Origin of the sequence: Herbaspirillum sp. VT-16-41, assembly GCF_001994935.1 — a bacterium.
In the GTDB taxonomy this organism is placed as follows: domain Bacteria; phylum Pseudomonadota; class Gammaproteobacteria; order Burkholderiales; family Burkholderiaceae_D; genus Herbaspirillum; species Herbaspirillum frisingense.
Window position 1 is genome coordinate 101932 of sequence record NZ_MUXB01000099.1, and the last position, 25046, is coordinate 126977.

Genomic DNA, 25046 nt, shown 5'->3' on the forward strand with positions numbered 1-25046 from the left:
ACCGCCACCCACGGCGCCAGCAACAGGGGATCCGCAGGCCCAGGCCTGCCGGATCCCGTTTGCGTTACGGCACCATGGCGGCGGATCAACCTGGAGATTTCATGAGCGTTTCCATATTCGACAGCTTCCTCACCACGTCCGAGATGATCGCCGTCTTCGACGACCAGGCCGTGGTGCAAGCCATGCTGCGCTTCGAACAGGCGCTGGCCGAGGCCGAAGCCGCCGAAGGCGTGATTCCCGAGACTGCTGCCCGCGCCATCGCCAGCGTCTGCCGGGCGCCGCTGTACGACATTCCGGCACTGATCGTGGCCGGCCGCCGTGCCGGCGCACTGGCCATCCCCCTGGTCAAGGAATTGCAGCGCACGGTTGCGCTCTACAGTGAAGAAGCCGCGACCCATGTGCATTGGGGCAGCACCAGCCAGGATGTACTGGACACGGCCATGGTGCTGGTCACGCGTAACGCACTCGACCTGATCGACGCCGAACTGGCGACCCTGACGCAACGACTGCTGGAACTGGCACGCAGCCATCTGGAAACACCGGTACTGGCGCGCACCCTGATGCAGCCGGCCCAGGTCACCAGCCTGGGCTTCAAATTCTGTGGCTGGACCGCGCCGCTACAGCGCTCGCGGGCGCAGTTGCAGACCTTGTCCAGTCATGCCCTGCAACTGCAACTGGGCGGTGCAGTCGGCACGCTTGCGGTACTGGGTGACAAAGGAGCGGCGGTCGCCGCCCGCATGGCGGCGGCACTGGAACTGGCCACGCCCGAAGCCGCGTGGCATACCCAGCGCGACCAATGGATCAGGCTGGGTACCGAGATGGCCGTACTGGCCGGCAGCCTGGGCAAGATCGCCACCGACCTGTCGCTGATGGCGCAAGGCGAGATCGCCGAACTGGCCGAACCCTCCGGCAACGGCCGTGGCGGTTCCTCGGCCATGCCGCACAAGCGCAACCCGGTCTCCTCCATGATCGCGCTGGCGGCGGCCGCCCGCGCCCCACAGCAAGCCGCTGCACTGTTGGCCGCCATGGGACAGCAGCAAGAACGTGGCCTGGGCAACTGGCAAGCCGAACTGGCCGAGTGGCCGGCCCTGTTCCTCGGTGTGCATGGTGCCCTGCGTGCGCTCAATGAAGCCTTCGCCGGTCTGCAGATCGACCAGGAGCGCATGCTGCGCAACATCGATGCCCTGCAGGGCCTGGTATTTGCCGAGTCGGCCTCCATCGCACTGGCCACCGTGATCGGCCGCCCGCGAGCACATGCCCTGCTGGAACAACTGACGCGCAAGACCGTGGCCGAGGGCGGGCAGCTGGTGGACCTGCTGGTCGCGGCGGTGGAGTCTGACGAATCGCTGCACAAGAGTTTGGACAGCGCGCATCTGCGCGCCCTGTTCGACCCCGTCATCGCGACCCGCCCGGCACGCCGCCTGGCCGAACAGCAGCTTGAAAGAATGCAGGCTGCCCAAGGCAAGCCACCCGCCTGAGTGCAGCGTCCGCAACAAGAACACACCAAGACAGAGAGAGAACACCATGAGCTACGATCCGCTGGACCATGACTTCGAGCGCGGCATGCGCAACCGCCGCAGTGTGCTGGGCGATCAGTGGGTGGACCGGTCGGTGGCCAATGCCACCAACTTCAATGCCGACTTCCAGAATCTCATCACCCGCTTCGCCTGGAACGAAATCTGGGGCCGCCCCGGTCTGGACCACAAGACCCGCCGCATCATCGTGCTGGCCATCACCATCGCCCTGGGCCGCTGGGAAGAATTCGAACTGCACGTCCGCGCCGGCCTTACCGCCGATCCCGCGACCCGGCTCACGCCGGACGAAATGAAGGAAGTCATGATCCAGGCAGCAGTCTATGCGGGCGTCCCGGCGGGCAATACCGCCTTCACCCACGCGCAGAAAATCCTGCGTGAAGTGGGTGAGCAGATCGGCTATGTGGTTGCACCGCAGGCGCCTGCCAACAGCGTGCATCCCGGCATCGGCCGCGCAGGTCGGACCTCCTCTTCCCCGGCGCTGCATTACACCTTGCGCGAGCCCCGCAACGGCAAGGCAGCTCGCCATACGGTGGTGCTGTCACATGCGCTGGGTGCCGACCTGATGATGTGGGATGGGCTGGCCAACAGGCTGTCGGAGGATTGCCGCGTGATTGCCTATGACCATCGCGGGCATGGCAGTTCGGAGAAGCTGGATGGCCTCTACAGCATGGCCGACCTGGCCGACGATGCGGCGCGCCTGCTGCGTGAGCTCGATACCGGGCCGGTGGTATGGGTGGGTCTGTCCATGGGTGGCATGGTGGGGCAGGAGCTGGCGTTGCGGCATCCGGGGCTGGTTCGGGCGCTGGTGCTGGCCAATACCACCTCGGCCTACCCGGAGGCGGCACAGGCGGCCTGGCAGCAGCGTATTGCTACCGTGCGGGCGGACGGAATCGAGGCGATTGCCGATGCCGTGATGGGGCGCTATTTCCATGAGGGCTTCCGGGCGGCGCACGGGGCGACGGTGGCGCGCTATCGTCATCGGCTGGTCACGACCGATGCAGTGGGCTATGTCGGATGCTGTCATGCAGTCGGGACGGTGGATACCACTGCACGGCTTGGTGCCATCAAGGTGCCTACGCTGGTAATTGCCGGGGAGCTGGATCAGGGGACGCCTGTGGCCATGGCACAGGTCCTGGTGGATGCGATTGCTGCTGCCCGGCTGGAGGTGATTGCCGGGGCTTCTCATATCAGTGCGGTGGAGGAGCCTGTGGTGTTTGATGGGCTGGTTGCCGGGTTTATTGAAGGGTTGTGAATTTTTTGCTGGACTTGAGTAGTCTGCACGGAAATCTTTCCTGCGCCCTGGCTTAATGTCTATCTTTCTCCGGACGGAACGGAGCGCCGGGGGCGGCCCGGCAGCCGCTCACTTTTCTTGCTTCGCCAAGAAAAGTAAGCAAAAGAAGGCGACCGCTACTGCCCCGCCCTCCTTCGGAGGGTCCCCACGTTGGCACCCACGAGAACGGGAAAAATAGAGTCGCTTCGCTCCCACTATTTTTCTGATCCGTTCTCGTGGGTGCCAACGCGGCGGGTCAGAAGCGGACAGCCGATCCGGCTCGCCTTCGGCTTCGCGGTGGGCTCGCTGGCGCTTCGGCTCTCTTCGATCCAACAAACTCCTTGGACCAGCCATTCCAACTTCAGATTCACCGACATCACATCACCCCCCTCCGACAAAGCCGAAGGCGAGTCGGCCCATGGCGAGGCCGAAGGCGAGCCCGTATGGCTATTCCCCTTAGAGCCAGCCACCGCAGCGGAGCGAAAAGTGGACAAGAAAAATAGTGGGAGCGAAGCGACTCTATTTTTCCCACTTTTTGCTCTGCTGCGGTGGGGCCCCTCCGCAGGAGGGCTGGCTCTCAGGGGTCGCCTTCTTTTGCTTACTTTTCTTGGCGAAGCAAGAAAAGTGAGCGGCTGCCGGGCCGCCCCCGGCGCTCCCCTCCGCCCGGAGAAAGATAGAAATTAAGCCAGGGCGCAGGAAGAACTTCCGTGCAGACTACCCAACCCAACCAAACCAAACCCAACCACCAATGAATCAAACCGCTCAAACTACTCAAACCCCAGGATCCCGCACCTTCTCCACCTTATCGAATTCAACGTTGTAAAACTCATTCCCCCTAGCCTCAGCCTTGCGCATATACACGGTCTGCACAATATCCCGCGTCCCCGCATCAATGCTCACCGACCCCCGCACACTCTCCCAGCTCATCCCCTTCATCGCCGCCAGCAACTTCTCACCATCGGCATCCCCCCCCGTCTTCTTCAGCGATTCATACAGAAGATGCATACCGTCATAAGCCCCCACAGAATGGAAGTTGGCCCGCATCCCCTTATTGGCCTGCGCGATCCCCTCCACATACTCCTTGTTGGCCGCAGAAGCATGCGCCGCCGAATAATGATGACTGCTCACCACATCCTTGGCCGCCGCACCAATCCCGGCCATCAGATCATCATCCAGCACATCTCCGGTACAGATCAGCCGTATCCCCGCCGCGCCCAGCCCACGCTCGGTGAACTGCTTGAGCACCGCCGCCCCCTCACCCGAGGGCACGAAGACGAACAACGCCTCCGGCCGCGCATCCTTCACCCGCTGCAGGAAGGGCGCATAGTCAGGATTGCGCAACGGCACCCGCACACTCTCTACCACCTTGCCGCCTGCCTCGCCGAAGGTCTTCACGAACACCTTCTCCGCATCCAGCCCCGGCCCATAATCCGACACGAAGGTCACCACGCTCTTGATCCCATTCTTCGCTGCCCATGACGCCAGCGGCGACGTCACCTGCGCCAGCGTGAAACCAGTACGCACGATATAGGGCGAACGCTGCACGATGATGGAGGTAGCCGCAGCCGTCACGATCATCGGCACCTTGGCCTGGGTCGCGATGGGAGCTGCCGCCAGCGCCAGCGGCGTCAGGCCGAAGCCCATCAGGACTTGTGCCTTGTCACGCGCCACCAGCTCCTGCGCCAGTCGCTTCGTGACGTCAGGTGAAACACCACCATCATCCTTGAGCAGGATGTCCACCTTGCGCCCGGCCACGCTGTCGCCGTTCTTCTGCTGGTACAGCTTCACCGCCGCCTCGATCTGCCGGCCCGTCGAGGCAAACGGCCCCGACATCGGCACGATCAGGCCGACCTTCAGCGGGTCGGCGGCGCGTGCCAGCAGGGGCAGGCCAGTCGCGGTCAGTGCTGCGCCAGCCAGCATCAATTGGCGACGCCTTGCATCGATCATTTCGCTCATCGTGTCTCCTCTCTTTAGTTATTCAAAGATCCAGCACCAGCAATGCGCTCTTTGCGCGGGAACAACAAGGGGTGAACTGATCATTGGCGGCGCGCTCCTCATCGGTCAGGTACTGATCGCGATGATCGGGCTCACCCTCCAGCACGCGGGTGAGGCAAGTGCCACAGATGCCCTGCTCACACGACACCGGCACATCCACGCCATGCTCGGACAGCACCTGGATCACCGTGCGCCCGGGCGGGATGGCATAGACCTGGCCGCTGCTGGCCAGCTTCACGTCGAAGGCGGCGTTGCCATCGGCCTGCACCGGTGCTGCACCGAAATACTCGAAGTGCAACTGTGACTCCGGCCAGCCACGCCTGCGGGCCGTCTCCAGCACGTGTGCAATGAAGCCGGTGGGGCCGCAGACATAGAGACGGGTAGCGGGATCGGTCCTGGACAGCAAGGCGTCGAGATCGAGTTTCTGATCGGCATCGCCATCGTCGTAGTGATGCACGACACGTTCGGCGAAGGTCGAAGCGGCAATGCGCTCGCGAAATGCCTGGCGCATTGGCGAGCGCGCACAGTAGTGCAGCTCGAACGAATCCCCGGCGGTGGCCAATGCCTCTGCCATGCAGAGGATGGGGGTGACCCCGATGCCGCCGGCCAGCAGCAGGCTGTGCGGCGCCGGCTGCAATGCGAACTGGTTGCGCGGCGCGCTGATGGTGATGAGGTCGCCCACCTTCAGCGCATCATGCACGGCCAGCGAGCCGCCACGCGACTGCGGATCGCGCAGGACCCCGATCTGGTAGCGATGCCGTTCATGGGGCGCATTGCACAACGAGTACTGACGCAGCAAGCCGCCCGGCAGATGCACATCGATATGCGCCCCGGCTGCAAACTCCGGCAACGGCCCACCATCGACGGCCACCAGCTCCAGGCCGATGATGCCCTCGGCCTCTTCGCGACGTGCGGCGACCTTGACCTGCAATGTCGTCATGCTGCCCCCCTTATGCCGCTGCGGCCTTGCCGGCCTCGGCGTCGCGGGCCAGCCACTTGTCGAGGATCTTGCGCGACTGCACGCCGCCGGCATCGATGTTCAGTGCCAGCAGGCGCCGCTCGGGATACTTCAGCAGGTTGGCCTGCTGAAGTTCCAGCATTTCACGGTCCTCGCCGAAGATCTTGCCCTGGCCGTCACGAATGGTGGCCGTCAGCTCCTGATCCTCGGGACGGAAATGACGTGCCATGCCCCAGAAGTACCAGTGCGAGGTCTCGGTCTCGGGCGTGATGAAGTCGACCACAATGCTGGATGCCTTGTGCTGCGCCGGCGCCTCGTAGCCGCCATGGCCGGCATGGGCCACGCCGACTTCGATCATGACGTGGCTGGGTGGGGTGAAGCGACAGACCTGCCAGCGATCCACCGGGACATCATCGGCCAGGCCATTGCCGCGCAAGGCCATGCGCCAGAACGGCGGCGCCATGATGTTTTCCATGTAGCGACTGGTGATGACCTGCTCACCTTCGACGCGGGTGTTCACGGGAGCCTCGTCGATTTCCTTCTGGCCGATGCTGGAGGCATGCACATAGGTCTCGTGCGTGAGGTCCATCAGGTTGTCGATCATCAGCCGGTAATCGCAGTTGATGTGATAGAGACCGCCACCGTAGGCCCACTCCGGGTTGTCTGCCCATTCGAGATGATGGATCAGGGCCGGGTCGGCCAGCTCCTTCTCGCCCGGCCAGACCCAGATGAAGCCATAGCGTTCCACCACCGCAAAACTGCGGATGCACGGGAAGCCGCGCACCCGCTGGCCAGGCATGCTGACGGGCTTGCCATCGCATCCCATCTCCAGACCGTGATAGCCACACACCAGCTGGCCGTCGCGCACGAAACCCAGTGACAGCGGCGCACCGCGATGCGGGCAGAAATCCTCCACCGCCGCGACCTGGCCTTCGGCGCCACGATAGAACACGATCTTCTCACCGCAGATCTGGCGGCCCAGCGGCTTGCTGGCAATTTCGTCGGGGGTACAGGCAACGTACCAGGCATTCTTGGGGAACATGACGGTCTCCTCTCGGGTGAATTCCTCAATCGGCGCGCAGCACGGACGGCCGGCGCCATGATCAGTCTTGGGTCTCTTGCTTGTTTGTTGATCCGCAGGTCTGTTGATTCTGTTGATCCAGATCCTGTCGGGTCTCCTGCTTTTTTGTTTTAATATTCAGTACACTGAATGTATGAGAAAAGTATCCGCCAATCCGCTGCGCAAGTAAACTCGCTGGCGGAGTTTTTTCGTTGCGCGTTGCATCAATTGATTGAGGGAAAGCGCGGGCCTGCCCTACACTGCCGCTCACCTCGTCGCCCTGCCGATCCGAACTGCGAGCCACGGCTCATCGACTGACCACACCATGTCCACCACACCGCACCCCGACCAAGAAAGCCAGCTGATCGACCTGTACGAACATCCCGGTCACCTGTTGCGGCGCGCCCAGCAGATTTCGGTCTCGATCTTCCATGACGAGACCGGCGGCGTGGTCACGCCGGTGCAATACGCCATCCTGCGCATGCTCTCCAACCACCCCGGCATCGATCAGGTGACGCTGTCCGGGCTGGTGGCCATCGACACGTCCACCGGTGCCACCGTTTGTGCGCGGCTGGAAGAAAAAGGTCTGCTGGTGCGCGAAGTGATTCCGCACAACCGCCGCCAGCGCGCCCTGCGCATCACGCCGGCCGGCGAGGCCCTGTTGCAGGAACTGATTCCCGGATTGCAGCGGCTGCGCAAGCGCATCCTGGCACCGCTGGATGACGCCGAAAAGGCTCAATTCATGCTGCTGCTGGACAAGCTGGTGCACGAAAACAACCCGCATAGCCGCGCCCCGCTGGCCAGGTTGCGCAACGAAAGCTGCGACGAGGACTGAGGCCGGTCCCTCTTGCTACATACCCGTCGGAAACAGGGCCGTCGTCAGGCTGCGCAGCCAGGCATTGCCGCCATCCTTGTGATACTTGCGATGCCAGTGCTGCTTGAGGTCCAGGGATGGCATCTCGAAACCAGGCTCCACCAGCCGGATGCTGGCAAAGCGTGCCACGAACTCGCCGAAGGCACGCGGGACAGTAGCGATCAGGTCAGAGGTGGCGATCAACAGCGGAATGGACATGAAATGGGAAGTCGACAGGACTACCCGACGCCTGATCTTGCGTCGTAGCAGGAAACGCTCGCACATGGGTTCGTCACGGCCTTCGGCATTGATGACGATATGCCCCATGGCAAGGAACTGATCCAGACTGATCTCCTGCGCCAGCAGCGGATGTTCGGCGCGCAGCAGGCAGACGAAATCATGTGAGAACAGCCGTTGCTGGAAGAAGTTACGGTTCCTCAAGTCGGGAAAATAGCCGATGGCCAGGTCCACCTCACCGCTTTCCAGCGCCACGACCAATTCATCGGGCGGCATCGTCACCGTCTCCACGGACGCATGCGGAGCCTCGTCGCGAACGCGCTGCAGCAACCTCGGCAGCAACATCAGCTCACCGATATCCGACAGCGCCAGCACGAAACGCCTGGTGGTCGTGGCTGGCGTGAATTGTTCGCTGGCCAGCACTTCGGCATGGACCCGCTGCAGGATTTCGCGGGTGGGGTCGATCAGGGTGCAGGCGCGCGGTGTCGGCTGCATGCCGCGCCCGGTCTTCACGAATAGCGGATCACCCAGTGCGTTGCGCAGTTTGTTGAGCGCCATGCTCACCGCAGGCTGGCTCATATCGAGCTTCCTTGCGGCCGCGCTGACACTGCGCTCCTCGAAGATTGCCAAGGCGATCGGCAATAGATTCAGATCGAAATTGGCCATTCTCCCCTCCCATTTCCCACATGAAAGATGCCGAACATACAGCGCCTGAAAATAGTTACCAATTCCAATGTCGAATAAACGTTATTCGTAATTAATGGATTCTCAAATAAAGTCAGAACGGTATGATTACGCGACGATAGTTTCCGCACGGACATACCCCGTCCACAACATGCTCAAGAAGATCAATGTCGCGGAGCTGGTCCTCGGGATGTACTTTTGCGGCTTCGACGCCGGCTGGCTCAATCATCCGTTCTGGAAGACCCGCTTCCTGCTCAAGCACGAGAACGACCTGGAACAGGCACGCGCCAGCGGCATCGCCTATTGCTGGATCGATATTTCGCGTGGTCGGGATGTGACGGCGGTAGTCGAAGATGATCGAATCTCGGTGCCGCCAGGGGACACCCGGGACGACACTGATGAAGATGCCGCCCTTGCTGTCGGGGCCATCGTAGCCAGGACGGCCGATGACCCGGCCCAGGAACAGGCCATCGCCCTGCGCGAACATGCACGGGAGCTCACCCGCAGCATGTTCACCGCGGCCCGCATGGGCAAGGTGGTGGCACTACCGCAATGCGTGGACCTGGTGGAAGAGATCGCCTGCTCGGTGCTGCGCGATCCGACCGGCTTGCTGAGCGTACTGCGCCTCAAGCTCAATGACGAATATACCTACCTGCACTCGGTAGCGGTATGCGCGCTGATGGTGGCCCTGGGCAGGACGCTGGGATTGAGCGAGTCGGCCTGTCGCGAGGCAGGGCTGTGCGGTTATCTGCATGATGTGGGCAAGGCCTTCATCGACGACGACATCCTCAACAAGCCCGGCAGGCTCAGCGACGAGGAATTCGCCCTGATCAAGCGGCATCCGGAACTGGGGTACCAATACCTGATCCAGAACCCGGACATGCCCGCCTATGCCTGCGAGGTCTGCCTGCATCACCATGAAAGGCTGGACGGGGGCGGCTATCCCGATGCCCTGGCAGCCGACGCAATCACCCAGTACACCCGGATGACGGCGATCTGCGACGTCTATGACGCGCTGACCTCGGAGCGTCCCTACAAACAGGGTTGGGACCCGGCCGATGCGCTCTACCAGATGGCCAGCTGGGAAGGGCATTTCGATCGCCGCCTGCTGCTGGCTTTCGTCAAGACCCTGGGCATCTATCCGGTAGGTTCGTTAGGGCCTGTTCACATTTAATCTGCGAGATGCGTTGGCGCCAGAAGGCGTGGTGGCAAGGCGCGCGTCAGGGTTGGTGGTGGTGCCACCAGCCCTGACGTGCAACGCCGCCAGCGCGCCTTCTGGCGCCAACCCTCCGGGAGAGGCCGCCAAGCGTCGCCTGCCGTTGTTGCAGCTCCTTGCCGTAGCACCACTACGGCGCGTCGCTGCGCCTAGGCAGTCAACGCTTGGCGACCTCTCGCACTCGTAGATTAAATGTGAACAGGCCCTAGTCCGACTTGAGTCGGGACTGGCGGGGCGGGTGATCCGCCAGAACCCTGCCGACCTGACTCGCCCGGTCGTGCAGGTCTTGCATGCCCGGGACGAACACGACATCGGCAGCAACGGCGTGCTCGACCTGATGGCCTGGCCACGGACGGACGGCATCGTGCAACGCGGCCAGGATGCGAACCCTGCCAGCTGATATCCGCGGACTCAGTTCAGGCCACTGCCACCAGGCGGTCCAGTTTCTCGCCATCGTCGAGCAGGCTCTGGCTGTCGGAGGCATGCACGATACGCCCACGATCCAGCACGATGGCACGCTGCGTGAGCGAGAGTGCCATGCGGGCGTGCTGCTCCACCACAATCACCGACATGCCCTCCTCGCTGACCAGGCGACGGATCACCTTGAGCAGTTCCTGCACGATGATCGGGGCCAGGCCTTCCATCGGTTCATCCAGCAACAGGATGCTGGGGCTGACCATGAGAGCGCGGGCGATGGCCAGCATCTGCTGCTCGCCACCGGAGAGCTGGTTGCCCATGTTGTTGCGGCGTTCATGCAGGCGCGGGAATATCTGGTAGATCTTTCTCAGGTCCCACTGGCCGCCGCGTTCGACCACGGTGAGATGCTCTTCCACCGACAGCGAGGGGAACATGAAACGTTCCTGCGGCACCCACCCCAGGCCCGCATGGGCGCGCCTGTGCGTCGGCACGCGCACGATGTCGCCACCGCGCCAGCGGATGCTGCCGCCATGCATGCGGGTCAAGCCCATCAGGGTGATCAGCAGGCTGGTCTTGCCCACGCCGTTGCGGCCCAGCAGGGCCAGGCTCTCGCCTTCGTTCATCGCGAAGGACACGTCTTCCAGTACGATGGATTCACCATACCCGGCGGTCACTTTCTCCAGCGTCAGCAGTTCACGCATGTTCGGCCTCCCCCAGATAGACTTCCCTGACCCGCTGGTCGGCGGCGATCTCGGCCGGCGTTCCCTCCACCAGCACCTTGCCGCCCACCAGCACGGTGATGCGCTCGGCGAAGCGGAACACCAGTCCCATGTCATGCTCGATGAAGACGATGGTGACCTCGCGCGGCAATTGCGCGATGACTTCGAAGAGTTCACGACTCTCGGCCGAGGGGATGCCTGCCGCCGGCTCATCCAGCAGCAATACCTTGGGCCGGGTGGCTAGGGCCAGCGCAATCTCGACCAGCCGCTGCCTGCCGTAGGCCAGACTGCGGGTCAGGGTGTTGGCGTCCTGTTCCAGCTTGAGGGAAGTCAGCAGGGACATGGCTTCCTCCACCACCTCGGTCTGGCTGGCTACGGTCTGGTACCACTTGTATTGCATGCCGCGCCGTTCCTGGATCGCCAGTACCACCGACTCCAGCACGGTCAGGCCGGCGAAGAGGGTATTGATCTGGAAGGTTCGGGTCATGCCGCGCTTGACGCGTTCATGCTGCGGCAGGGCCGTGATGTCTTCGCCGCCGAACCAGACCTTGCCGCTGCTGGGGGCAAAGCCGCCGCTAAGAAGGTTGATGAAAGTGGTCTTGCCGGCGCCGTTGGGGCCGATCAGGGCATGGCGCGCCCCGGGAGCGAAACTGAGCGAGACATCGCTGTTGGCAACGAAACTGCCCCAGCGCTTGGTCAGGCCTTCGGTGCGCAGCGTGGTGTCACCGATGGATGGATGCGGGCTCATGCGCGGCCTCCCTTGAAGAGTTTGTCACGCAGCACGGCCAAGCCTCCCAGCAAACCCCCACGGGCAAACAGCACGATCACGATCAGCAGCAGGCCGATCCAGAATTGCCAGTAGGCCGGATTGAGCCCGGACAGATAATCCTGCGCCAGCATGTAGACCAGCGCACCGACCAGGCCGCCATACAGGCGACCGGTACCGCCCAGCACCAGGATGATCAGCAACTCGGCCGAGCGCGGAAAACCCAGCACGTCCAGGCCCACGAACTGCGTGGTCTGCGCCAGCAAGGCACCGGCTACGCCAGCCACCGCAGCGGCGACGGTGAAGATCACCACCAGCCGGCGGCTGACGTCGGCGCCGATGGCGGGCATGCGGCGACCACCTTCGCGGATGCCTCTAAGGCCGAGGCCGAACGGTGAATTGACCAGCCGCCGCAGCACCACGAACAGGACCAGCAGCACCGCGAAGCTGTACACATAGGCCACGCGCCCGTTGAGGTCAAACTCGAAGACACCGAAGATCTTGCTCATCACCATGCCCGAGAGCCCATCGACACCGCCGGTGATGAAGGCCGCCTTGTTGGCAGCTTCGAACAGCATCAGGCCGATGCCCAGCGTCACCATCAGGCGGGTCAGGTCGGCACCGCGCACCACCAGGAAGCTCACCAGGAAACCAGCGATGGCGGCTACCACTGCTGCCAGCAGCAGGCCGGTGATCGGCTCGCCCCACCCATGCACGGCCAGCAGACCTGCCGTGTAGGCGCCCAGCCCGAAGAAGGCCGCATGACCCAGCGAAACGATGCCGGCATAGCCCAGGATCAGGTCCAGCGAGATTGCGAACAGGCCCACGATCATGATCTGGCTGATCAGCACCAGGTAATCGGGGAAGACGAAATAGGCGGCTACCGGCAAGAGCCAGAACAAGATCTCCAGCGGCGTCCAGCGGTCATTGGGCAGGTGCAGGGCAGGCTTCATGGTCGGCTTTCCCGGACTGACGGCGGAGGTGGTGGAGGTGGAGGTGGTCGAGGTAGAAGTCGAGGCGGAATTCACGATGCTCATCCGCGCCTCCGCATCAGTCCGGCCGGGAATAGGATCAGCAGCACCACCATCAGACCATAGATGACGAAGGCACCGATCTCCGGCACATAGTATTTACCGGCCACGTCGAACACGCCCAAGATGATGGCCGCCAGCAGCGGCCCTTTGATGGTACCGGCACCACCCACGGCCACCACCAGCAGGAAATAGACCATGTACTTGACCGGGAAGGTCGGGTCCAGCCCCAGCACGTCGATGCCCAGACCGCCGCCGAGACCGGCCAGGCCAGAACCAAGCGCGAAGGTCAGGCTGAACACGCGGCTGACGTTGATGCCCAGTCCGGCGGCGGCCACCTGGTTATCCACCGAGGCCCGGATCTGTGCGCCGAAGCGCGTGCGTTCGATCAGCAGGCCTAGGGCCAGCGTGACAATCACCACCACGCCAATCAGGAAGACGCGATAGGCGCCCACATCCAGTCCCAGCAGGGAGACCTGGCCCCGCAACCAGTCCGGCAGCACCACCGGTTGCTGGGTCGGCCCCCACTGCCAGGTGGCGCCGGCCACGGCCATGAAGGTCAGGCCGATGGAGAACAGCACCTGATCCAGGTGGCTGGCCTTGTAGAGACGGCGATACAGGGAACGTTCCAGCACCAGTCCGACAACGGCAGCCGCCAGGAAGGCCAGCGGCAGGGTCGCGAGGAAGGGGACACCCATGCGATTGAGCAGGCTGACGCAGACGTAGCCGCCCAGCATGGCAAAGGCGCCGTGCGCCAGGTTGATGAAGTTCATCATGCCCATCGTCACCGACAGGCCGACGCTGATCAGGAATAGCAGGCTGCCGTAGGCGATGCCGTCGAAGAGCACACCGAGGAAGTTGCCTAGCATGGCGCAGCTCCCCGATGACGGTGCGTGGGTGCGGCCGCACGCGGCGCGCAATCATGGTGTCGATGCATGATGCGATGTGTCTCCTATTCTGGCCTGCGGCTCTGTGTTGGTGGCCGCTTGGTGATGGGATGGTGCTTTTTTCTATTGTGCTGCTTTTTCCTCTATGCCTGCCTGATCAATTTTCAGGATCGCATCAACCATCTTCATGGTTGATCGAGCGATGGGGATGGTGCAGCCAGGTGCATCGCCGCGCCATCCCGCTGTCATCACACGCGTTCGATCACCATGGCGATGCCCTGCCCCACGCCGATGCACATGGTGCACAGCGCGTAGCGGCCACCGGTGCGTTCCAGCTGGTAGAGGGCGGTGGTCACCAGGCGGGCGCCACTCATGCCCAGCGGATGACCCAGCGCAATCGCGCCGCCATTGGGGTTGACCCGCGCATCGTCGTCAGCCACGCCCAGTTCGCGCAGCACGGCCAGACCTTGCGAGGCAAAGGCTTCGTTCAGTTCGATCACATCCATCTGTTCGATGCGCATGCCGAGTTGCGCCAGCAGCTTCTTGCTGGCCGGGGCCGGGCCCATGCCCATGATGCGCGGTGCGACGCCGGCCGTGGCCATACCCAGGATGCGGGCACGTGGCTTGAGCCGGTGTTGCTCGGCCGCCTCGGCACTGGCCAGCAGCAAGGCGCAGGCGCCATCGTTGACACCCGAGGCATTGCCGGCGGTGACCGTACCATCGGGCTTGACCACGCCCTTCAGGCGGGCCAGCGCTTCCATGCTGGTAGCACGCGGATGCTCATCCTGCGTGACGGTGATGGGGTCACCCTTCTTCTGCGGGATCACCACCGGTACGATCTCCTGCGCCAGGTTGCCATTGGCCTGCGCGGCGGCAGCCTTGGCCTGGCTGCGCACGGCGAACTGGTCCTGGTCCTCGCGGCTGATCTTGTAGTCGACGGCGACGTTCTCGGCCGTCTCGGGCATGGCATCCACACCATATTTCTGCTTCATCAAGGCATTGACGAAGCGCCATCCGATGGTGGTGTCCTGGATCGAGGCCTGGCGCGAGAAGGCGCTATCGGCCTTGCCCATCACGAAGGGAGCGCGAGTCATCGACTCGACGCCGCCGGCGATCATCAACCCGGTCTCGCCGGACTTGATGGCGCGCGCGGCGGTCCCCAGGGCGTCCATGCCCGAACCGCACAGGCGGTTGATGGTGCTGCCCGGCACTTCCTGCGGCAGACCGGCCAGCAGCAGCGACATGCGGGCGACGTTGCGGTTGTCTTCGCCGGCCTGGTTGGCGCAGCCGAAGATGACGTCATCGACCGCGCTCCAGTCCACCTGCGGATTGCGCTCCATCAGCGCGCGCAGCGGTACCGCGCCCAGATCGTCGGCACGCACGTCCTTGAGCGCGCCGCCGTAGCGACCGATGGGGGTACGGATGGCGTCACAGATAAATACGTCTTTCATGCATTCCTCGCAGCGAAAATTGGTTGATTCGAACGGACTCAGGCAGCCGGGCGCAGCGGTGCACCGGTCAGCTCCTGCAGTTGTTCGAAGGACAGGCCCTCGACGATCTCGCGCACCTGCAGTCCCTGCGGGGTGACGTCGATGACGGCCAGGTCGGTGTAGATGCGGTTGACGCAGCCGATGCCGGTGAGCGGATAGGCGCATGCCTGAACCAGCTTGCTTTCGCCGGTCTTGGTCTGGTGATCCATCATCACGAACACCTGCTTGGCGCCGATGGCCAGGTCCATCGCTCCGCCCACGGCAGGGATGGCGTCCGGCGCGCCGGTATGCCAGTTGGCCAGGTCACCCGTGGCCGACACCTGGAAGGCACCCAGCACGCAGATGTCGAGGTGGCCGCCACGCATCATGGCAAACGAATCGGCATGGTGGAAATAGGCACCGCCGGTCAACAGCGTCACTGGCTGCTTGCCGGCATTGATGAGGTCTTCGTCTTCCTCGCCGGGCGCCGGGGCCGGGCCCATGCCGAGCACGCCGTTTTCGCTGTGCAGGAAGATTTCCTTGTCGGCCGGCAGGTAGTTGGCGACCTTGGTGGGCAGGCCGATACCCAGGTTCACGTAGGCGCCTTCGGGAATGTCCTGGGCCACGCGCGCGGCGATCTGTTCACGGGTAAAGCGATTCATTGCTGTGCCTCCTTGGTTTGCACGATCCGCTGCACGAAGATGCCGGGGGTGATGATGTTTTCCGGATCAAGCTGACCCAGTTCTACCACCTCGCTGACCTGGGCGATGGTGCATTTGGCGGCCATGGCCATGATCGGACCGAAGTTGCGGGCGGTCTTGCGATACACCAGGTTGCCCCAGCGGTCGCCACGCAGCGCCTTGATGAGCGCGAAGTCGGCGTGGATCGGCGACTCCAGCACATAGTGGCGGCCGTTGATCTCGCGGGTCTCCTTGCCTTCTGCCAGCATGGTGCCGTAGCCGGTGGGGCTGAAGAAACCGCCAATGCCGGCACCGGCGGCGCGGATGCGCTCGGCCAGGTTGCCTTGTGGGGTCAGTTCCAGTTCGATCTCGCCGGCACGGTAGAGTGCATCGAAGACATGGGAATCGGTCTGGCGCGGGAAGGAACAGATGATCTTCTTCACCCGCTTGGTCTTGAGCAGCGCCGCCAGGCCGGTGTCACCGTTGCCGGCATTGTTGTTGACGATGGTCAGGTCGCGCGCGCCCTGGGCGATCAGTGCATCGATCAGGGCCGATGGCATGCCGGCATTGCCGAAGCCGCCGATCATGATGGTGGCGCCATCATGGATGTCGGCCACCGCCTGCTCCAGGGAGTCAGAAATTTTATTGATCACGTTGCTCTCACTTTAGATGCGGCGCCTGGGGCTGCGCCTGCTGGATATCCCGCCATCTGGTTTGCCACGTTGCAGCCGGGCGGGCGTGTTGCACGGGCTCGTCTCGGTCGGTGTTGGCGGACATTTCAGGGGCCCCGTCAGGCTGACGTTTTTGGCGCCTCAATGTTCGATCACCGAACTAATGTTTGATTTTCGCACAAAAAGAGTTTAGCGATCCGGCTTGACGGCCGTCAAGAAAAACCGGCAGGATGTGTTCGCTTGCCGCACAAAACGTTAAAATCCGGACGCAATCGGCGCCGTCCAAAACCCGAGCCGTCCTGAACCATCCGCCCAGAGAGCCCATCCGAGTCCATGTCCACCGCACCCGCCGCCAAGCCCCGCAAGACTGCTGCCAAAAGCAGCGCCACAGCTGCCTCCACCGCAGATGCCAAGGCCGGCAGGAGCAGCCGGGCCAAGAGCAAGGAAGTCGCTGTCGCCCCCACTGCCGCGACCGAGGTGGAACGCGAGCTGACCATCGCCGAGGAAATCGACGCCCTCACCGACCCCAGCTTCATGACCTCCCTGGCGCGTGGCCTGGCGGTGATCCGCGCCTTCAGCGATTCGCGCCGCAGCCTGACCATCGCCCAGATCAGCCAGAAGACCGGGATCCCGCGTGCGGCAGTGCGACGCTGCCTGCACACCTTGAAGCAACTGGGCTATGCCGATTCGGACGTCAACAATTTCTCGCTGCGCCCCAAGATATTGACGCTGGGCTATTCCTATCTGTCGTCCACGCCGCTGACCGTTTCTGCACAGCCCTACCTGAACAACATCAGCCGTACCCTCGGCGAATCCTGCTCGCTGGCCGTGCTGGACGACAACGAAGTGCTCTACGTGGCCCGCTCGGCCACCTCGCGCGTGATGTCGGTAGCACTCAATACCGGCAGCCGGCTGCCGGCCTACTGCACCTCGCTCGGTCGTGCCATGCTGGCGCACCTGCCGGACGACCAGTTGAAGGCCTATTTCGACAAGGTCAAGCTGCGCGCCCTCACCGAGAAAACGGTGGTCTCGCAAAAACGCCTGCGTGACATCCTGGCCGGCGTGCGCGAAAACGGCTACGCGGTCATCGATGAAGAGCTGGAAGTGGGTCTGCGTTCCATTGCGGTTCCGGTGCGAGGCGCCTCCGGCAACGTGCTGGCGGCCCTGAACGTGGGCGCCCAGGCCGCACGTGTATCGCGCCAGCAGATGGAAGAAGAGATCCTGCCGGTGCTGCTGCGCGGTGCGCAGGAACTGTCGGTCCTGCTGCCCTGAAAAAAACCGGCCCGGCCCCTCTTGCGGGGAGCCGGACCGAAGACAAAAACAGACCCTGTCTTTGTCGTGCCGCGGATGTCGGCGCGCCCTCTCTGCCTGCGGGCGCGCCATCCTCCTCAAGAGCGTTCCAGCGACCTCACTCAGAAGGTGTGACGGATGCCCGACATCACCCCCAGCTGGTTCTTGCCCGCCCCCACGGTGCCACCCGCATCGATGGCCACCGCTGCAGTGCCGCCATTCTTGATGTAACCCAGCGAGGTATACAGCGCAGTGCGCTTGGACAGGTTGTAGGTCAGACGTGCCACCGACAGGGTGACATCGTTGGGGCTGTTCTTCACCGACAGGCGCGACACCTGTGCATCCAGCACCAGGGCCACGGACAGCGGATAGCTCACGCCCAGGTAGTAGAGATCGGAATCGGTATTGACGTTGGCAGCCGCGCGGGTGCGGCGATCCACCACACCGCCACCCAGCTTGACGTCACCGATCATGAAGTAGCCATTGAGCGTGATGCGCTGATCGCTGTTGCTGCTGCTGGTGAGACCGCCGCTGGCACCGGTATTGCCATACAGGATGTCGTAGGAACTGGTCACGCCCCAGCCCTTGCCGTCATATCCCAGCAGACCCGTGACCTGGCGGCAGGCCTTGCTGTTGCCGGCCACTTCACCGGGGCAGTTGGTCGCTGCCGGTCCGCCGGTGGCCGACGTGTCGCGACCGAAGCTGTAGGTCGCGCCGACGGTGAAGCCGCTGAAGTTGCCGAGGTAGCCGATGGCGTTGTCGCTACGGGCATTGGGGAGATAGGAATCGATGCTACCGATGGCGAAGATGTTGGGTCCCATGACGTCGGTCTTCAACTGCGACAGATAGGTCATGTTGACCTGGCGTCCCAGCATGATCTGACCCCAGTCGCCTTTCAGGCCAACGTAGGATTGGCGCCCGAAGATGCGGTTGCCCTGCCCCATCGAACCCGTGTCAGGCGCGAAGCCGCTTTCCAGCACGAACATCGCCTGCAGGCCGCCGCCCAGGTCTTCCGTTCCCTTGAAGCCGATGCGTGAGGGGAAGCTGCCGGTCAGCGACGGCATCTTGAACACCGAATTGCCATTGGCGTTGGCATTGGTGGTGTAGACCACGCCGGTATCGACGATACCGTAGATGGTTACCGAACTCTGGGCCAGCGCCGAACCAGCCGTACCTGCACAAGCACATGCTGCCGCGGCCAGGGCCACTGCGCGCAAGGTCATTTTCTTTGTCATTGCCATCTCCTCCTGATTTCTATGAATGATGATTGGCCGGTCTGCTGCCGTAGAGCGTTGTCCTCCTCACGCTCTCCGACGATTCGCCGCTCGCCGGGCCGGGTCACTTCCAATACCGTCAGTCCCTCCGGTGTTGCCGATATTGCGGGTGTTGCTCTTGCGAATTCTTCGATGCCTCTACGACAAGCTGGCCAGGCGCGGGCGCAAAAAAGGCCCCTGCCCCATGGTCCAGGCCATCGGCATATTTACTGGCGGACACGATTTGTGTCGCCTCACCAAATACGAGTTGGTCGACACCACCAGGCGGGCGTCGCAGAAAGATTCGTCTCGTTGCTTATTTTTTATAACTTTTATTGGCCGTTCGGTTACCGCACATCGGTTTGTTTACCGAACGGATGGTGCGATACTATTGTCGGCACCGAAGCTTTGTCAACAAGGCGAGCCGAGGAAGGGAAATCGATGCGTCGTCCGAGTGCAACAGTCGGACCGGCGATGCGACAATCACGACGGCACCAGAACCGCCTGCCCATCGCCCCTCACCACAATCACAAAGGAGACTGAAAAATGACGTTCAAGAAAATCGCGTTGCTGGCTCTGCTGGCGACTTCCCAGATCATGACAGTTGCGTCCGCACGGGCCGAGGAAACCATCAAGGTCGGTCTGGTCGCGGCCTTCTCCGGGCCCTTCGCCGACTACGGCAAGCAGATGGAGGGCGGCATCAAGGCATGGATGGCGCAGCATGGCGATCAGGTCGCGGGCAAGAAGGTACAGATCATCATCAAGGACACCACCGGTCCGGCGCCGGAGATCGCCAAGCGCCTGGCGCAGGAGCTGGTGGTGCGCGACAAGGTGGACTTCCTGGCCGGCTTCGGCCTCACGCCGGAAGCGCTGGCCGTGGCGCCGATTGCGGAGCAGGCCAAGAAACCGATGATCATCATGAATGCCGCCACCTCGATCATCACCACCAAGTCCAACTACATCGCCCGCTTCTCGATGACGCTGCCGCAGGTCTCCGGCCCCATGGCGACCTGGGCGTTGAAGAACGGCATCAAGCGGGTAGTCACGCTGGTGGCAGATTACGGCCCGGGCATCGATGCCGAGACCGCCTTCAAGACCAACCTGCTGGGTGGCGGTGGCCAGGTGCTGGAATCGATCCGGGTACCACTGCGCAATCCGGAGTTCGCGCCCTACATCCAGCGCATCAAGGATGCCAAGCCGGAGGCGGTGTTCATCTTCGTGCCGGCCGGTGAGCAGAGCATTGCGTTCATGAAGGGGTATCGTGAGCGCGGCCTGGCCGAGGCTGGCATCAAGGTGATTGCCACCGGTGACCTGACCGACGATCACGTCATGCCCGCCATGGGCGACGCCACGCTGGGCGTGATCACCACCTTCCACTATTCGGCCGCCCATGATTCGCCGGAGAACAAGGCTTTCCTGAAAAGCTTTGCCGCCGCCAATCCTGGTGCGGGACGTCCCAACTTCATGGCCGTGGCAGCCTATGACGGCATGAATGCGATCTACGAGGTCAGCAAGAAACTCAACGGCAAGATCGATGGCGACAAGGCCATGGCCATCCTCAAGACCATGAAGTTCATGAGCCCGCGCGGACCCATTGCCATCGACCCGGCCACCCGCGACATCGTGCAGACGGTCTATGTGCGCAAGGTGGAGAAGATCGGCAACGAAGCCTACAACGTCGAGTTCGACAAGTTCGAGAACATGAAGGACACCGGCAAGTAGTCCTTGCCATGCCCACGGGAAACGCCGGTGATGCACTGCACACCGGCGTTTTTTCTTTGGGTGTGTGCATGGCATGCGGGCTGGCGCTGCACGCCTGGAAAAAGAGCCGGCCTGGGCAGCGCAACGCAGCATCGACGTGTCAGTGACACGCACAAAAATATGTTCGGCTACCGCCCGCTTTTACGAATAACGCACAACACGCAACACTGATGGCGCTTGCTTTTGCGCCCATCTTACTTATACTAAATAAACGTTATAACTTATAACTAATTTCAAAAAACCTACGGGCATGACCAGAGACAGCATGAACCAGCACAGCGACCTTCTCGACATCCAAGTTCACGGCGCCATCGCCGAGATCGCACTCAACCGCGCCGCCAAACGCAATGCCCTCAACGACCCGCTGGTACGCGCCATCCGCGATTGCTTCGAGAACCTGCCGGAGGGCGTGAAGGTCGCCATCGTCCACGGCAAGGGCGAGCACTTCTGCGCCGGACTGGACCTGTCCGAACTGCGCGCACGCGACACCAGCGAATCCATGCACCACTCGCGCATGTGGCATGCCGCCTTCGAACAGATCGGCTTCGGCCGGGTACCGGTGATCGCCGTGCTGCACGGCGCAGTCATCGGCGGTGGTCTGGAACTGGCAGCGGCTGCCCACATCCGGGTGGCCGAGCCGAGCGCCTTCTACGGCCTGCCGGAAGGGCAACGCGGTCTCTTCGTCGGCGGCGGCGGTTCGGTGCGCATCTCGCGCCTGATCGGCGTGGCGCGCATGGCCGACATGATGCTGACCGGGCGGGTGCTGAACGCCGAAGAAGGTCACCAGGCCGGCATCTCGCAATACAGCGTGGCCGCTGGTGCGGGACTGGACAAGGCGCGCGAGTTGGCAGAACGCATCGCCGGCAACGCACCGATGACCAACTACGGCGTCATGCATGTGCTGCCGCGCATCCACGACCAGTCGATCCAGGATGGAATGATGACCGAATCCCTGATGGCGGCGGTGGCCGGCAGCGATCCCGATACAAAGGGACGGCTGGCAGCCTTCCTCGATCACAAGCAGAACAAGGTCAGGCCGGGCTGAGTACGTCCGGCGCAGGGGCCAGGGCAGGACCAGAAAGTCAGTAATACTGCGCAATACATAACAACACCACTGCCCGACCACGATCGGGCAGTCAGACAACAGAGACATGTATGAACACTCCACCTCGCTATCGCAGCGTCAGGTTCGGCATCGGCGGCGTTGACGTCGTCGCCGGCGCTGACGGCACCTCCATCGTCAGGACGCGCCAGCCACTGCAGGACTATCCGGCGCGCCTGACCGACAAGCTGATCCACTGGGCCACGGTCGATCCCGAGCGCACCTACATGGCCCGCCGCGACCAGGACGGTCAATGGCGCCGCATCAGCTATGGCCAGGCCCTGCAGAGTGCACGCCGCATCGGCCAGGCGTTGCTGCAGCGGGGATTGTCGGCCGAACGTCCGCTGCTGATCCTGTCCGAGAATGACCTGGAACATGCCATGCTGGTCCTGGGTTGCCATTACGCGGGCGTCCCTTATGCGCCGGTGTCGTCGGCGTATTCGCTGCTCTCCAGGGATTACGCCAAGCTGCGCCACGCGGTGCAATTGCTCACCCCCGGCCTGATTTTCGCCGCCCATGGCGAGAAGTTCGCGGCTGCCGTCGCGGCGGTGGCGCCGGAGATCGAATTCGTGGTCACCGAAGCACCGCCACCAGGGCGCGCATGCACGCTCTTCGCAGAACTTGATGCTACCCGTGCCGGCGACGAGGTCGAACGCGCCTATGCCGCCACCGGGCCGGACACCATCGTCAAGTTCCTCTTCACCTCGGGCTCGACCAAGATGCCCAAGGCGGTCATCAACACCCAACGCATGATGTGCAGCAACCTGCAGATGATCGTGCAGACCTTCCCTTTCCTGGCCGAGGAGCCGCCGATCCTGATCGACTGGCTACCCTGGAACCATACCTTCGGCGCCAACCATAACGTGGGCATCGTGCTCTACAACGGCGGCACCATGTACATCGACGAAGGCAAGCCGACCCCGCAAGGGCTGGCCACCACCCTGGCCAACCTGCGCGAGATCGCGCCCACGGTCTACTTCAACGTACCGGTGGGTTGGGAAGGCATTGCCCACGCACTGGAAAAGGACGAGGCCCTGCGCCGTACCTTCTACAGCCGCCTGCGCATGCAGTTCTACGCCGGCGCGGCCCTGGCGCAGCCGGTATGGGACAAGCTGCATGCCACCGCCGAGGCCACCTGCGGCGAGCGCATCGTGATGTCCTGCGGACTGGGCATGACGGAGACCTCGCCCTCGGCGCTGTTCGTGGTGGATCACCAGGTCAAGGCGGGCCAGATCGGCATCCCCACGCCGGGCATGGAGATCAAGCTGGTCCCCAATGGCGACAAGATCGAGATCCGCTATCGCGGTCCCAATGTCACGCCCGGCTACTGGCGGGCGCCGGAACAGACCGCCGAGGCCTTCGACGAAGAGGGCTACTTCCGCTCCGGCGACGCGGTGCGCTGGCTCGACGCGGCCCATCCGGATCGCGGCTTCATGTTCGATGGACGAGTGGCGGAGGACTTCAAGCTCTACACCGGCACCTGGGTCAGCGTCGGCCCGCTGCGTGCACTGATCGCCCATGAGGGCGCGCCCTACCTGCAGGATGCCGTCATCACCGGCCAGGACCGCAACGAGGTCGGCATGCTGATCGTCCCCAACATCGAGCGCTGCCGCCAACTGGCGCGCCTGCCGGCGGAAGCGTCGCGGGCCGAGGTCCTGTCGGCACCCGCCGTACGCAGCTTCTTCCAGGGTGTGCTGGATCGTCTGCAGACACATGCCACGGGCAGCTCCAATCGCGTGATGCGGGCGCTGGTGCTGATTGACCCGCCTTCATTCGACCGTGGCGAGATTACCGACAAGGGATCCATCAACCAGCGTTCGGTACTGACGCACCGCGCCGCGCTGGTCGAGGCGCTGTACGCCGGCACCGACCCGGACCTGCTGACGGCACAGGCCGCGCTCACAACCGCTCACTGAGGAAGCATTGCACATGGCACAGGCAGCGTTCTATTCAAGCTTCAAGGATATCTGGCTCATCGGCGGCGTACGCACGCCCATGGTCGACTACTGCACCAGCTTCAGCCAGCTTTCGCCCACCGACATGGGGATCAAGGTGGCCCGCGAGGTACTGGCACGCACCGGCGTGGCGGCCGCTGACATCGGCTCGGTCATCGCCGGCAACATGGCCCCGGGCGACGCCTACCAGTACATGCTGCCGCGTCATATCGGCCTGTATGCCGGCGTGCCGATCACCACCCCGGCCATCATGGTCCAGCGTATCTGCGGTACCGGCTTCGAACTGATCCGCCAGGCCGGCGACCAGATCGAACGCGGCTATACCGAAACCGCCCTGATCGTGGGCAGCGAGTCGATGACCCGCAATCCCATCGTCGCCTTCGCCCACCGCAGTGGCTTCAGGCTGGGCGCGCCGGTGGAATTCCAGGACTACATGTGGGAAGCGCTGGTTGATCCGGCACCCGGCATCACCATGCCGCAGACCGCCGAAAACCTGGCCAGGAAATATGGCATCACCCGCACCGAGGTCGATGCCTACGCCGCCTATTCCTTCGAGCGCGCATTGAAGGCGCAGGCCGCCGGTTTCCATGCGGGTGAGATCGTGCCGGTGGTCAACGAGACCTTCCACCTGGAGGGCTATAACGACCGTCACATCAAGCTGCAAGGCAAGCTCACCGAAGCGGCCAGCGATACCCATCCGCGCCCGTCGCCGGTGGACGTGCTGGGCAAGCTGCGCACCCTCTACCCGGATGGCGTGCAGACCGGCGGCAACAGTTCGGCGCTGGTCGATGCGGCGGCAGCCACCATCGTCGCCTCCGGCGACTATCTGCGGCGCCATGACAAGGCACCGCTGGCCCGCGTGGTCGCCGCCGCCGTGGCCGGTGTGCCGCCGGAGATCATGGGCATCGGCCCGGTGCCGGCCATCCGCACGCTGCTGGAACGCAATGGCCTGACGGTGGCCGACATCGGCTGCTTCGAGATCAACGAAGCGCAGGGTGCGCAGATCGTGGCGGTGGAGCGCGAACTGGGCATCGATCGCGAGCGCCTCAACGTCAATGGCGGCGCCATCGCCCTGGGTCACCCGCTGGCAGCCACCGGTGTGCGCCTGTCGATCACGGCGGCACGCGAAATGAATCGTCGGGAAGCCCGCTACAGCATCGCCTCGGCCTGCATCGGCGGTGGCCAGGGCATTGCCCTGCTGCTGGAAAACCCGGCGGCTTCCCACTGAATCGAGAAG

At 63.3% G+C, this 25046-nt stretch carries 20 protein-coding genes and 2 pseudogenes; 10 read left to right on the plus strand and 12 right to left on the minus strand.

From position 1 onward, the window contains the following. Nucleotides 1–101 precede the first annotated feature (101 nt). Both pcaB and BTM36_RS08920 read left to right on the plus strand, forming a co-directional pair. The gene (gene pcaB, locus BTM36_RS08915) at nucleotides 102–1478 is read left to right on the plus strand and encodes a 3-carboxy-cis,cis-muconate cycloisomerase (protein WP_077235988.1); all 1377 of its coding nucleotides are present in this window, start codon (nucleotides 102–104) and stop codon (nucleotides 1476–1478) included. 46 nt (nucleotides 1479–1524) lie between these two features. Further along, nucleotides 1525–2787 (plus strand): alpha/beta fold hydrolase, encoded by a 1263-nt coding sequence (locus tag BTM36_RS08920; protein ID WP_077235989.1) that lies wholly within the window; start codon nucleotides 1525–1527, stop codon nucleotides 2785–2787. A 789-nt stretch (nucleotides 2788–3576) separates the two neighbouring features. Here the strand turns inward: BTM36_RS08920 and BTM36_RS08925 are convergent. Genes BTM36_RS08925 through BTM36_RS08935 form a run of 3 tightly spaced genes read right to left on the minus strand, consistent with a single transcriptional unit; the run spans nucleotide 3577 to nucleotide 6800 of the window. Further along, nucleotides 3577–4761 (minus strand): ABC transporter substrate-binding protein, encoded by a 1185-nt coding sequence (locus tag BTM36_RS08925; RefSeq protein WP_077235990.1) that lies wholly within the window; start codon nucleotides 4759–4761, stop codon nucleotides 3577–3579. A gap of 22 nt (nucleotides 4762–4783) precedes the next feature. Then, complete coding sequence (locus BTM36_RS08930; protein WP_077235991.1) at nucleotides 4784–5740, minus strand: PDR/VanB family oxidoreductase; 957 nt, start codon at nucleotides 5738–5740, stop codon at nucleotides 4784–4786. Nucleotides 5741–5750: 10 nt separating this feature from the next. After that, the gene (locus tag BTM36_RS08935) at nucleotides 5751–6800 is read right to left on the minus strand and encodes an aromatic ring-hydroxylating dioxygenase subunit alpha (RefSeq protein ID WP_077235992.1); all 1050 of its coding nucleotides are present in this window, start codon (nucleotides 6798–6800) and stop codon (nucleotides 5751–5753) included. Between the two features lie 343 nt (nucleotides 6801–7143). Between BTM36_RS08935 and BTM36_RS08940 the strand changes: the two genes are divergently transcribed. Beyond that, nucleotides 7144–7653, plus strand: coding sequence for a MarR family winged helix-turn-helix transcriptional regulator (locus tag BTM36_RS08940; protein ID WP_077235993.1), 510 nt, complete (start codon nucleotides 7144–7146; stop codon nucleotides 7651–7653). Here BTM36_RS08940 and BTM36_RS08945 read toward each other — a convergent pair. After that, nucleotides 7554–8574, minus strand: a pseudogene (locus BTM36_RS08945) (LysR family transcriptional regulator). The gene BTM36_RS08940 and the pseudogene BTM36_RS08945 sit on opposite strands and share 100 nt — an antisense overlap. Before the next feature lie 169 nt (nucleotides 8575–8743). Here BTM36_RS08945 and BTM36_RS08950 point away from each other — a divergent pair. Both BTM36_RS08950 and BTM36_RS27725 read left to right on the plus strand, forming a co-directional pair. Next, nucleotides 8744–9748 (plus strand): annotated as a pseudogene (locus BTM36_RS08950) (HD-GYP domain-containing protein); the annotation flags it as partial. A gap of 298 nt (nucleotides 9749–10046) precedes the next feature. Then, nucleotides 10047–10208, plus strand: coding sequence for a hypothetical protein (locus tag BTM36_RS27725; RefSeq protein ID WP_174616828.1), 162 nt, complete (start codon nucleotides 10047–10049; stop codon nucleotides 10206–10208). 16 nt (nucleotides 10209–10224) lie between these two features. On the opposite strand, the gene BTM36_RS08955 is transcribed toward BTM36_RS27725, so the two are convergent. The 7 genes from BTM36_RS08955 to BTM36_RS08985 form a co-directional block, all read right to left on the minus strand. Then, nucleotides 10225–10926, minus strand: a complete 702-nt coding sequence (locus BTM36_RS08955; protein ID WP_077235994.1) for an ABC transporter ATP-binding protein — start codon at nucleotides 10924–10926, stop codon at nucleotides 10225–10227. Next, nucleotides 10919–11692, minus strand: coding sequence for an ABC transporter ATP-binding protein (locus BTM36_RS08960; protein WP_077235995.1), 774 nt, complete (start codon nucleotides 11690–11692; stop codon nucleotides 10919–10921). Before BTM36_RS08960 ends, BTM36_RS08955 begins: the two co-directional genes overlap by 8 nt. Beyond that, nucleotides 11689–12747 (minus strand): branched-chain amino acid ABC transporter permease, encoded by a 1059-nt coding sequence (locus BTM36_RS08965; protein ID WP_077235996.1) that lies wholly within the window; start codon nucleotides 12745–12747, stop codon nucleotides 11689–11691. The genes BTM36_RS08960 and BTM36_RS08965 overlap by 4 nt, the downstream gene beginning before the upstream one ends. After that, on the minus strand, nucleotides 12744–13610 hold the full coding sequence (locus BTM36_RS08970; RefSeq protein ID WP_077235997.1) for a branched-chain amino acid ABC transporter permease: 867 nt from the start codon (nucleotides 13608–13610) through the stop codon (nucleotides 12744–12746). Before BTM36_RS08970 ends, BTM36_RS08965 begins: the two co-directional genes overlap by 4 nt. A 266-nt stretch (nucleotides 13611–13876) precedes the next feature. Further along, complete coding sequence (pcaF, locus tag BTM36_RS08975; RefSeq protein ID WP_077235998.1) at nucleotides 13877–15079, minus strand: 3-oxoadipyl-CoA thiolase; 1203 nt, start codon at nucleotides 15077–15079, stop codon at nucleotides 13877–13879. 38 nt (nucleotides 15080–15117) lie between these two features. Then, the gene (locus BTM36_RS08980) at nucleotides 15118–15759 is read right to left on the minus strand and encodes a CoA transferase subunit B (protein ID WP_006461652.1); all 642 of its coding nucleotides are present in this window, start codon (nucleotides 15757–15759) and stop codon (nucleotides 15118–15120) included. After that, entirely contained in the window at nucleotides 15756–16430 is a 675-nt protein-coding gene (locus BTM36_RS08985; protein WP_006461651.1) for a 3-oxoacid CoA-transferase subunit A, read from the minus strand. Before BTM36_RS08985 ends, BTM36_RS08980 begins: the two co-directional genes overlap by 4 nt. Before the next feature lie 351 nt (nucleotides 16431–16781). On the opposite strand from BTM36_RS08985, the gene BTM36_RS08990 reads away from it, so the two are divergent. After that, the gene (locus tag BTM36_RS08990) at nucleotides 16782–17720 is read left to right on the plus strand and encodes an IclR family transcriptional regulator C-terminal domain-containing protein (protein ID WP_077235999.1); all 939 of its coding nucleotides are present in this window, start codon (nucleotides 16782–16784) and stop codon (nucleotides 17718–17720) included. 140 nt (nucleotides 17721–17860) lie between these two features. Here BTM36_RS08990 and BTM36_RS08995 read toward each other — a convergent pair whose 3' ends face one another. Next, entirely contained in the window at nucleotides 17861–18973 is a 1113-nt protein-coding gene (locus BTM36_RS08995; RefSeq protein WP_077236000.1) for a porin, read from the minus strand. A gap of 564 nt (nucleotides 18974–19537) precedes the next feature. Here BTM36_RS08995 and BTM36_RS09000 point away from each other — a divergent pair. The 4 genes from BTM36_RS09000 (at nucleotide 19538) to BTM36_RS09015 (ending at nucleotide 25037) form a co-directional block, all read left to right on the plus strand. Beyond that, on the plus strand, nucleotides 19538–20713 hold the full coding sequence (locus BTM36_RS09000; protein ID WP_077236001.1) for an ABC transporter substrate-binding protein: 1176 nt from the start codon (nucleotides 19538–19540) through the stop codon (nucleotides 20711–20713). 304 nt (nucleotides 20714–21017) lie between these two features. Beyond that, complete coding sequence (locus tag BTM36_RS09005; protein ID WP_077236002.1) at nucleotides 21018–21797, plus strand: crotonase/enoyl-CoA hydratase family protein; 780 nt, start codon at nucleotides 21018–21020, stop codon at nucleotides 21795–21797. Nucleotides 21798–21907: 110 nt separating this feature from the next. Continuing rightward, a complete protein-coding gene (locus tag BTM36_RS09010) occupies nucleotides 21908–23770 on the plus strand; it encodes a feruloyl-CoA synthase (protein ID WP_077236003.1) in 1863 nt (620 codons plus the stop codon). A 13-nt stretch (nucleotides 23771–23783) separates the two neighbouring features. After that, a complete protein-coding gene (locus BTM36_RS09015; RefSeq protein ID WP_077236004.1) occupies nucleotides 23784–25037 on the plus strand; it encodes a thiolase family protein in 1254 nt (417 codons plus the stop codon). The last annotated feature ends 9 nt before the right edge of the window (nucleotides 25038–25046 follow it).

Bases quoted from the DNA above. Each gene is read 5' to 3' on its own strand.
- pcaB (WP_077235988.1), top strand. From the start codon at position 102: ATGAGCGTTTCCATATTCGACAGCTTCCTCACCACGTCCGAGATGATC.
- BTM36_RS08920 (WP_077235989.1), top strand. From the start codon at position 1,525: ATGAGCTACGATCCGCTGGACCATGACTTCGAGCGCGGCATGCGCAAC.
- BTM36_RS08925 (WP_077235990.1), bottom strand. From the start codon at position 4,761: ATGAGCGAAATGATCGATGCAAGGCGTCGCCAATTGATGCTGGCTGGC.
- BTM36_RS08930 (WP_077235991.1), bottom strand. From the start codon at position 5,740: ATGACGACATTGCAGGTCAAGGTCGCCGCACGTCGCGAAGAGGCCGAG.
- BTM36_RS08935 (WP_077235992.1), bottom strand. From the start codon at position 6,800: ATGTTCCCCAAGAATGCCTGGTACGTTGCCTGTACCCCCGACGAAATT.
- BTM36_RS08940 (WP_077235993.1), top strand. From the start codon at position 7,144: ATGTCCACCACACCGCACCCCGACCAAGAAAGCCAGCTGATCGACCTG.
- BTM36_RS08955 (WP_077235994.1), bottom strand. From the start codon at position 10,926: ATGCGTGAACTGCTGACGCTGGAGAAAGTGACCGCCGGGTATGGTGAA.
- BTM36_RS08960 (WP_077235995.1), bottom strand. From the start codon at position 11,692: ATGAGCCCGCATCCATCCATCGGTGACACCACGCTGCGCACCGAAGGC.
- BTM36_RS08965 (WP_077235996.1), bottom strand. From the start codon at position 12,747: ATGAGCATCGTGAATTCCGCCTCGACTTCTACCTCGACCACCTCCACC.
- BTM36_RS08970 (WP_077235997.1), bottom strand. From the start codon at position 13,610: ATGCTAGGCAACTTCCTCGGTGTGCTCTTCGACGGCATCGCCTACGGC.
- pcaF (WP_077235998.1), bottom strand. From the start codon at position 15,079: ATGAAAGACGTATTTATCTGTGACGCCATCCGTACCCCCATCGGTCGC.
- BTM36_RS08980 (WP_006461652.1), bottom strand. From the start codon at position 15,759: ATGAATCGCTTTACCCGTGAACAGATCGCCGCGCGCGTGGCCCAGGAC.
- BTM36_RS08990 (WP_077235999.1), top strand. From the start codon at position 16,782: ATGTCCACCGCACCCGCCGCCAAGCCCCGCAAGACTGCTGCCAAAAGC.
- BTM36_RS08995 (WP_077236000.1), bottom strand. From the start codon at position 18,973: ATGACAAAGAAAATGACCTTGCGCGCAGTGGCCCTGGCCGCGGCAGCA.
- BTM36_RS09000 (WP_077236001.1), top strand. From the start codon at position 19,538: ATGACGTTCAAGAAAATCGCGTTGCTGGCTCTGCTGGCGACTTCCCAG.
- BTM36_RS09005 (WP_077236002.1), top strand. From the start codon at position 21,018: ATGAACCAGCACAGCGACCTTCTCGACATCCAAGTTCACGGCGCCATC.
- BTM36_RS09010 (WP_077236003.1), top strand. From the start codon at position 21,908: ATGAACACTCCACCTCGCTATCGCAGCGTCAGGTTCGGCATCGGCGGC.
- BTM36_RS09015 (WP_077236004.1), top strand. From the start codon at position 23,784: ATGGCACAGGCAGCGTTCTATTCAAGCTTCAAGGATATCTGGCTCATC.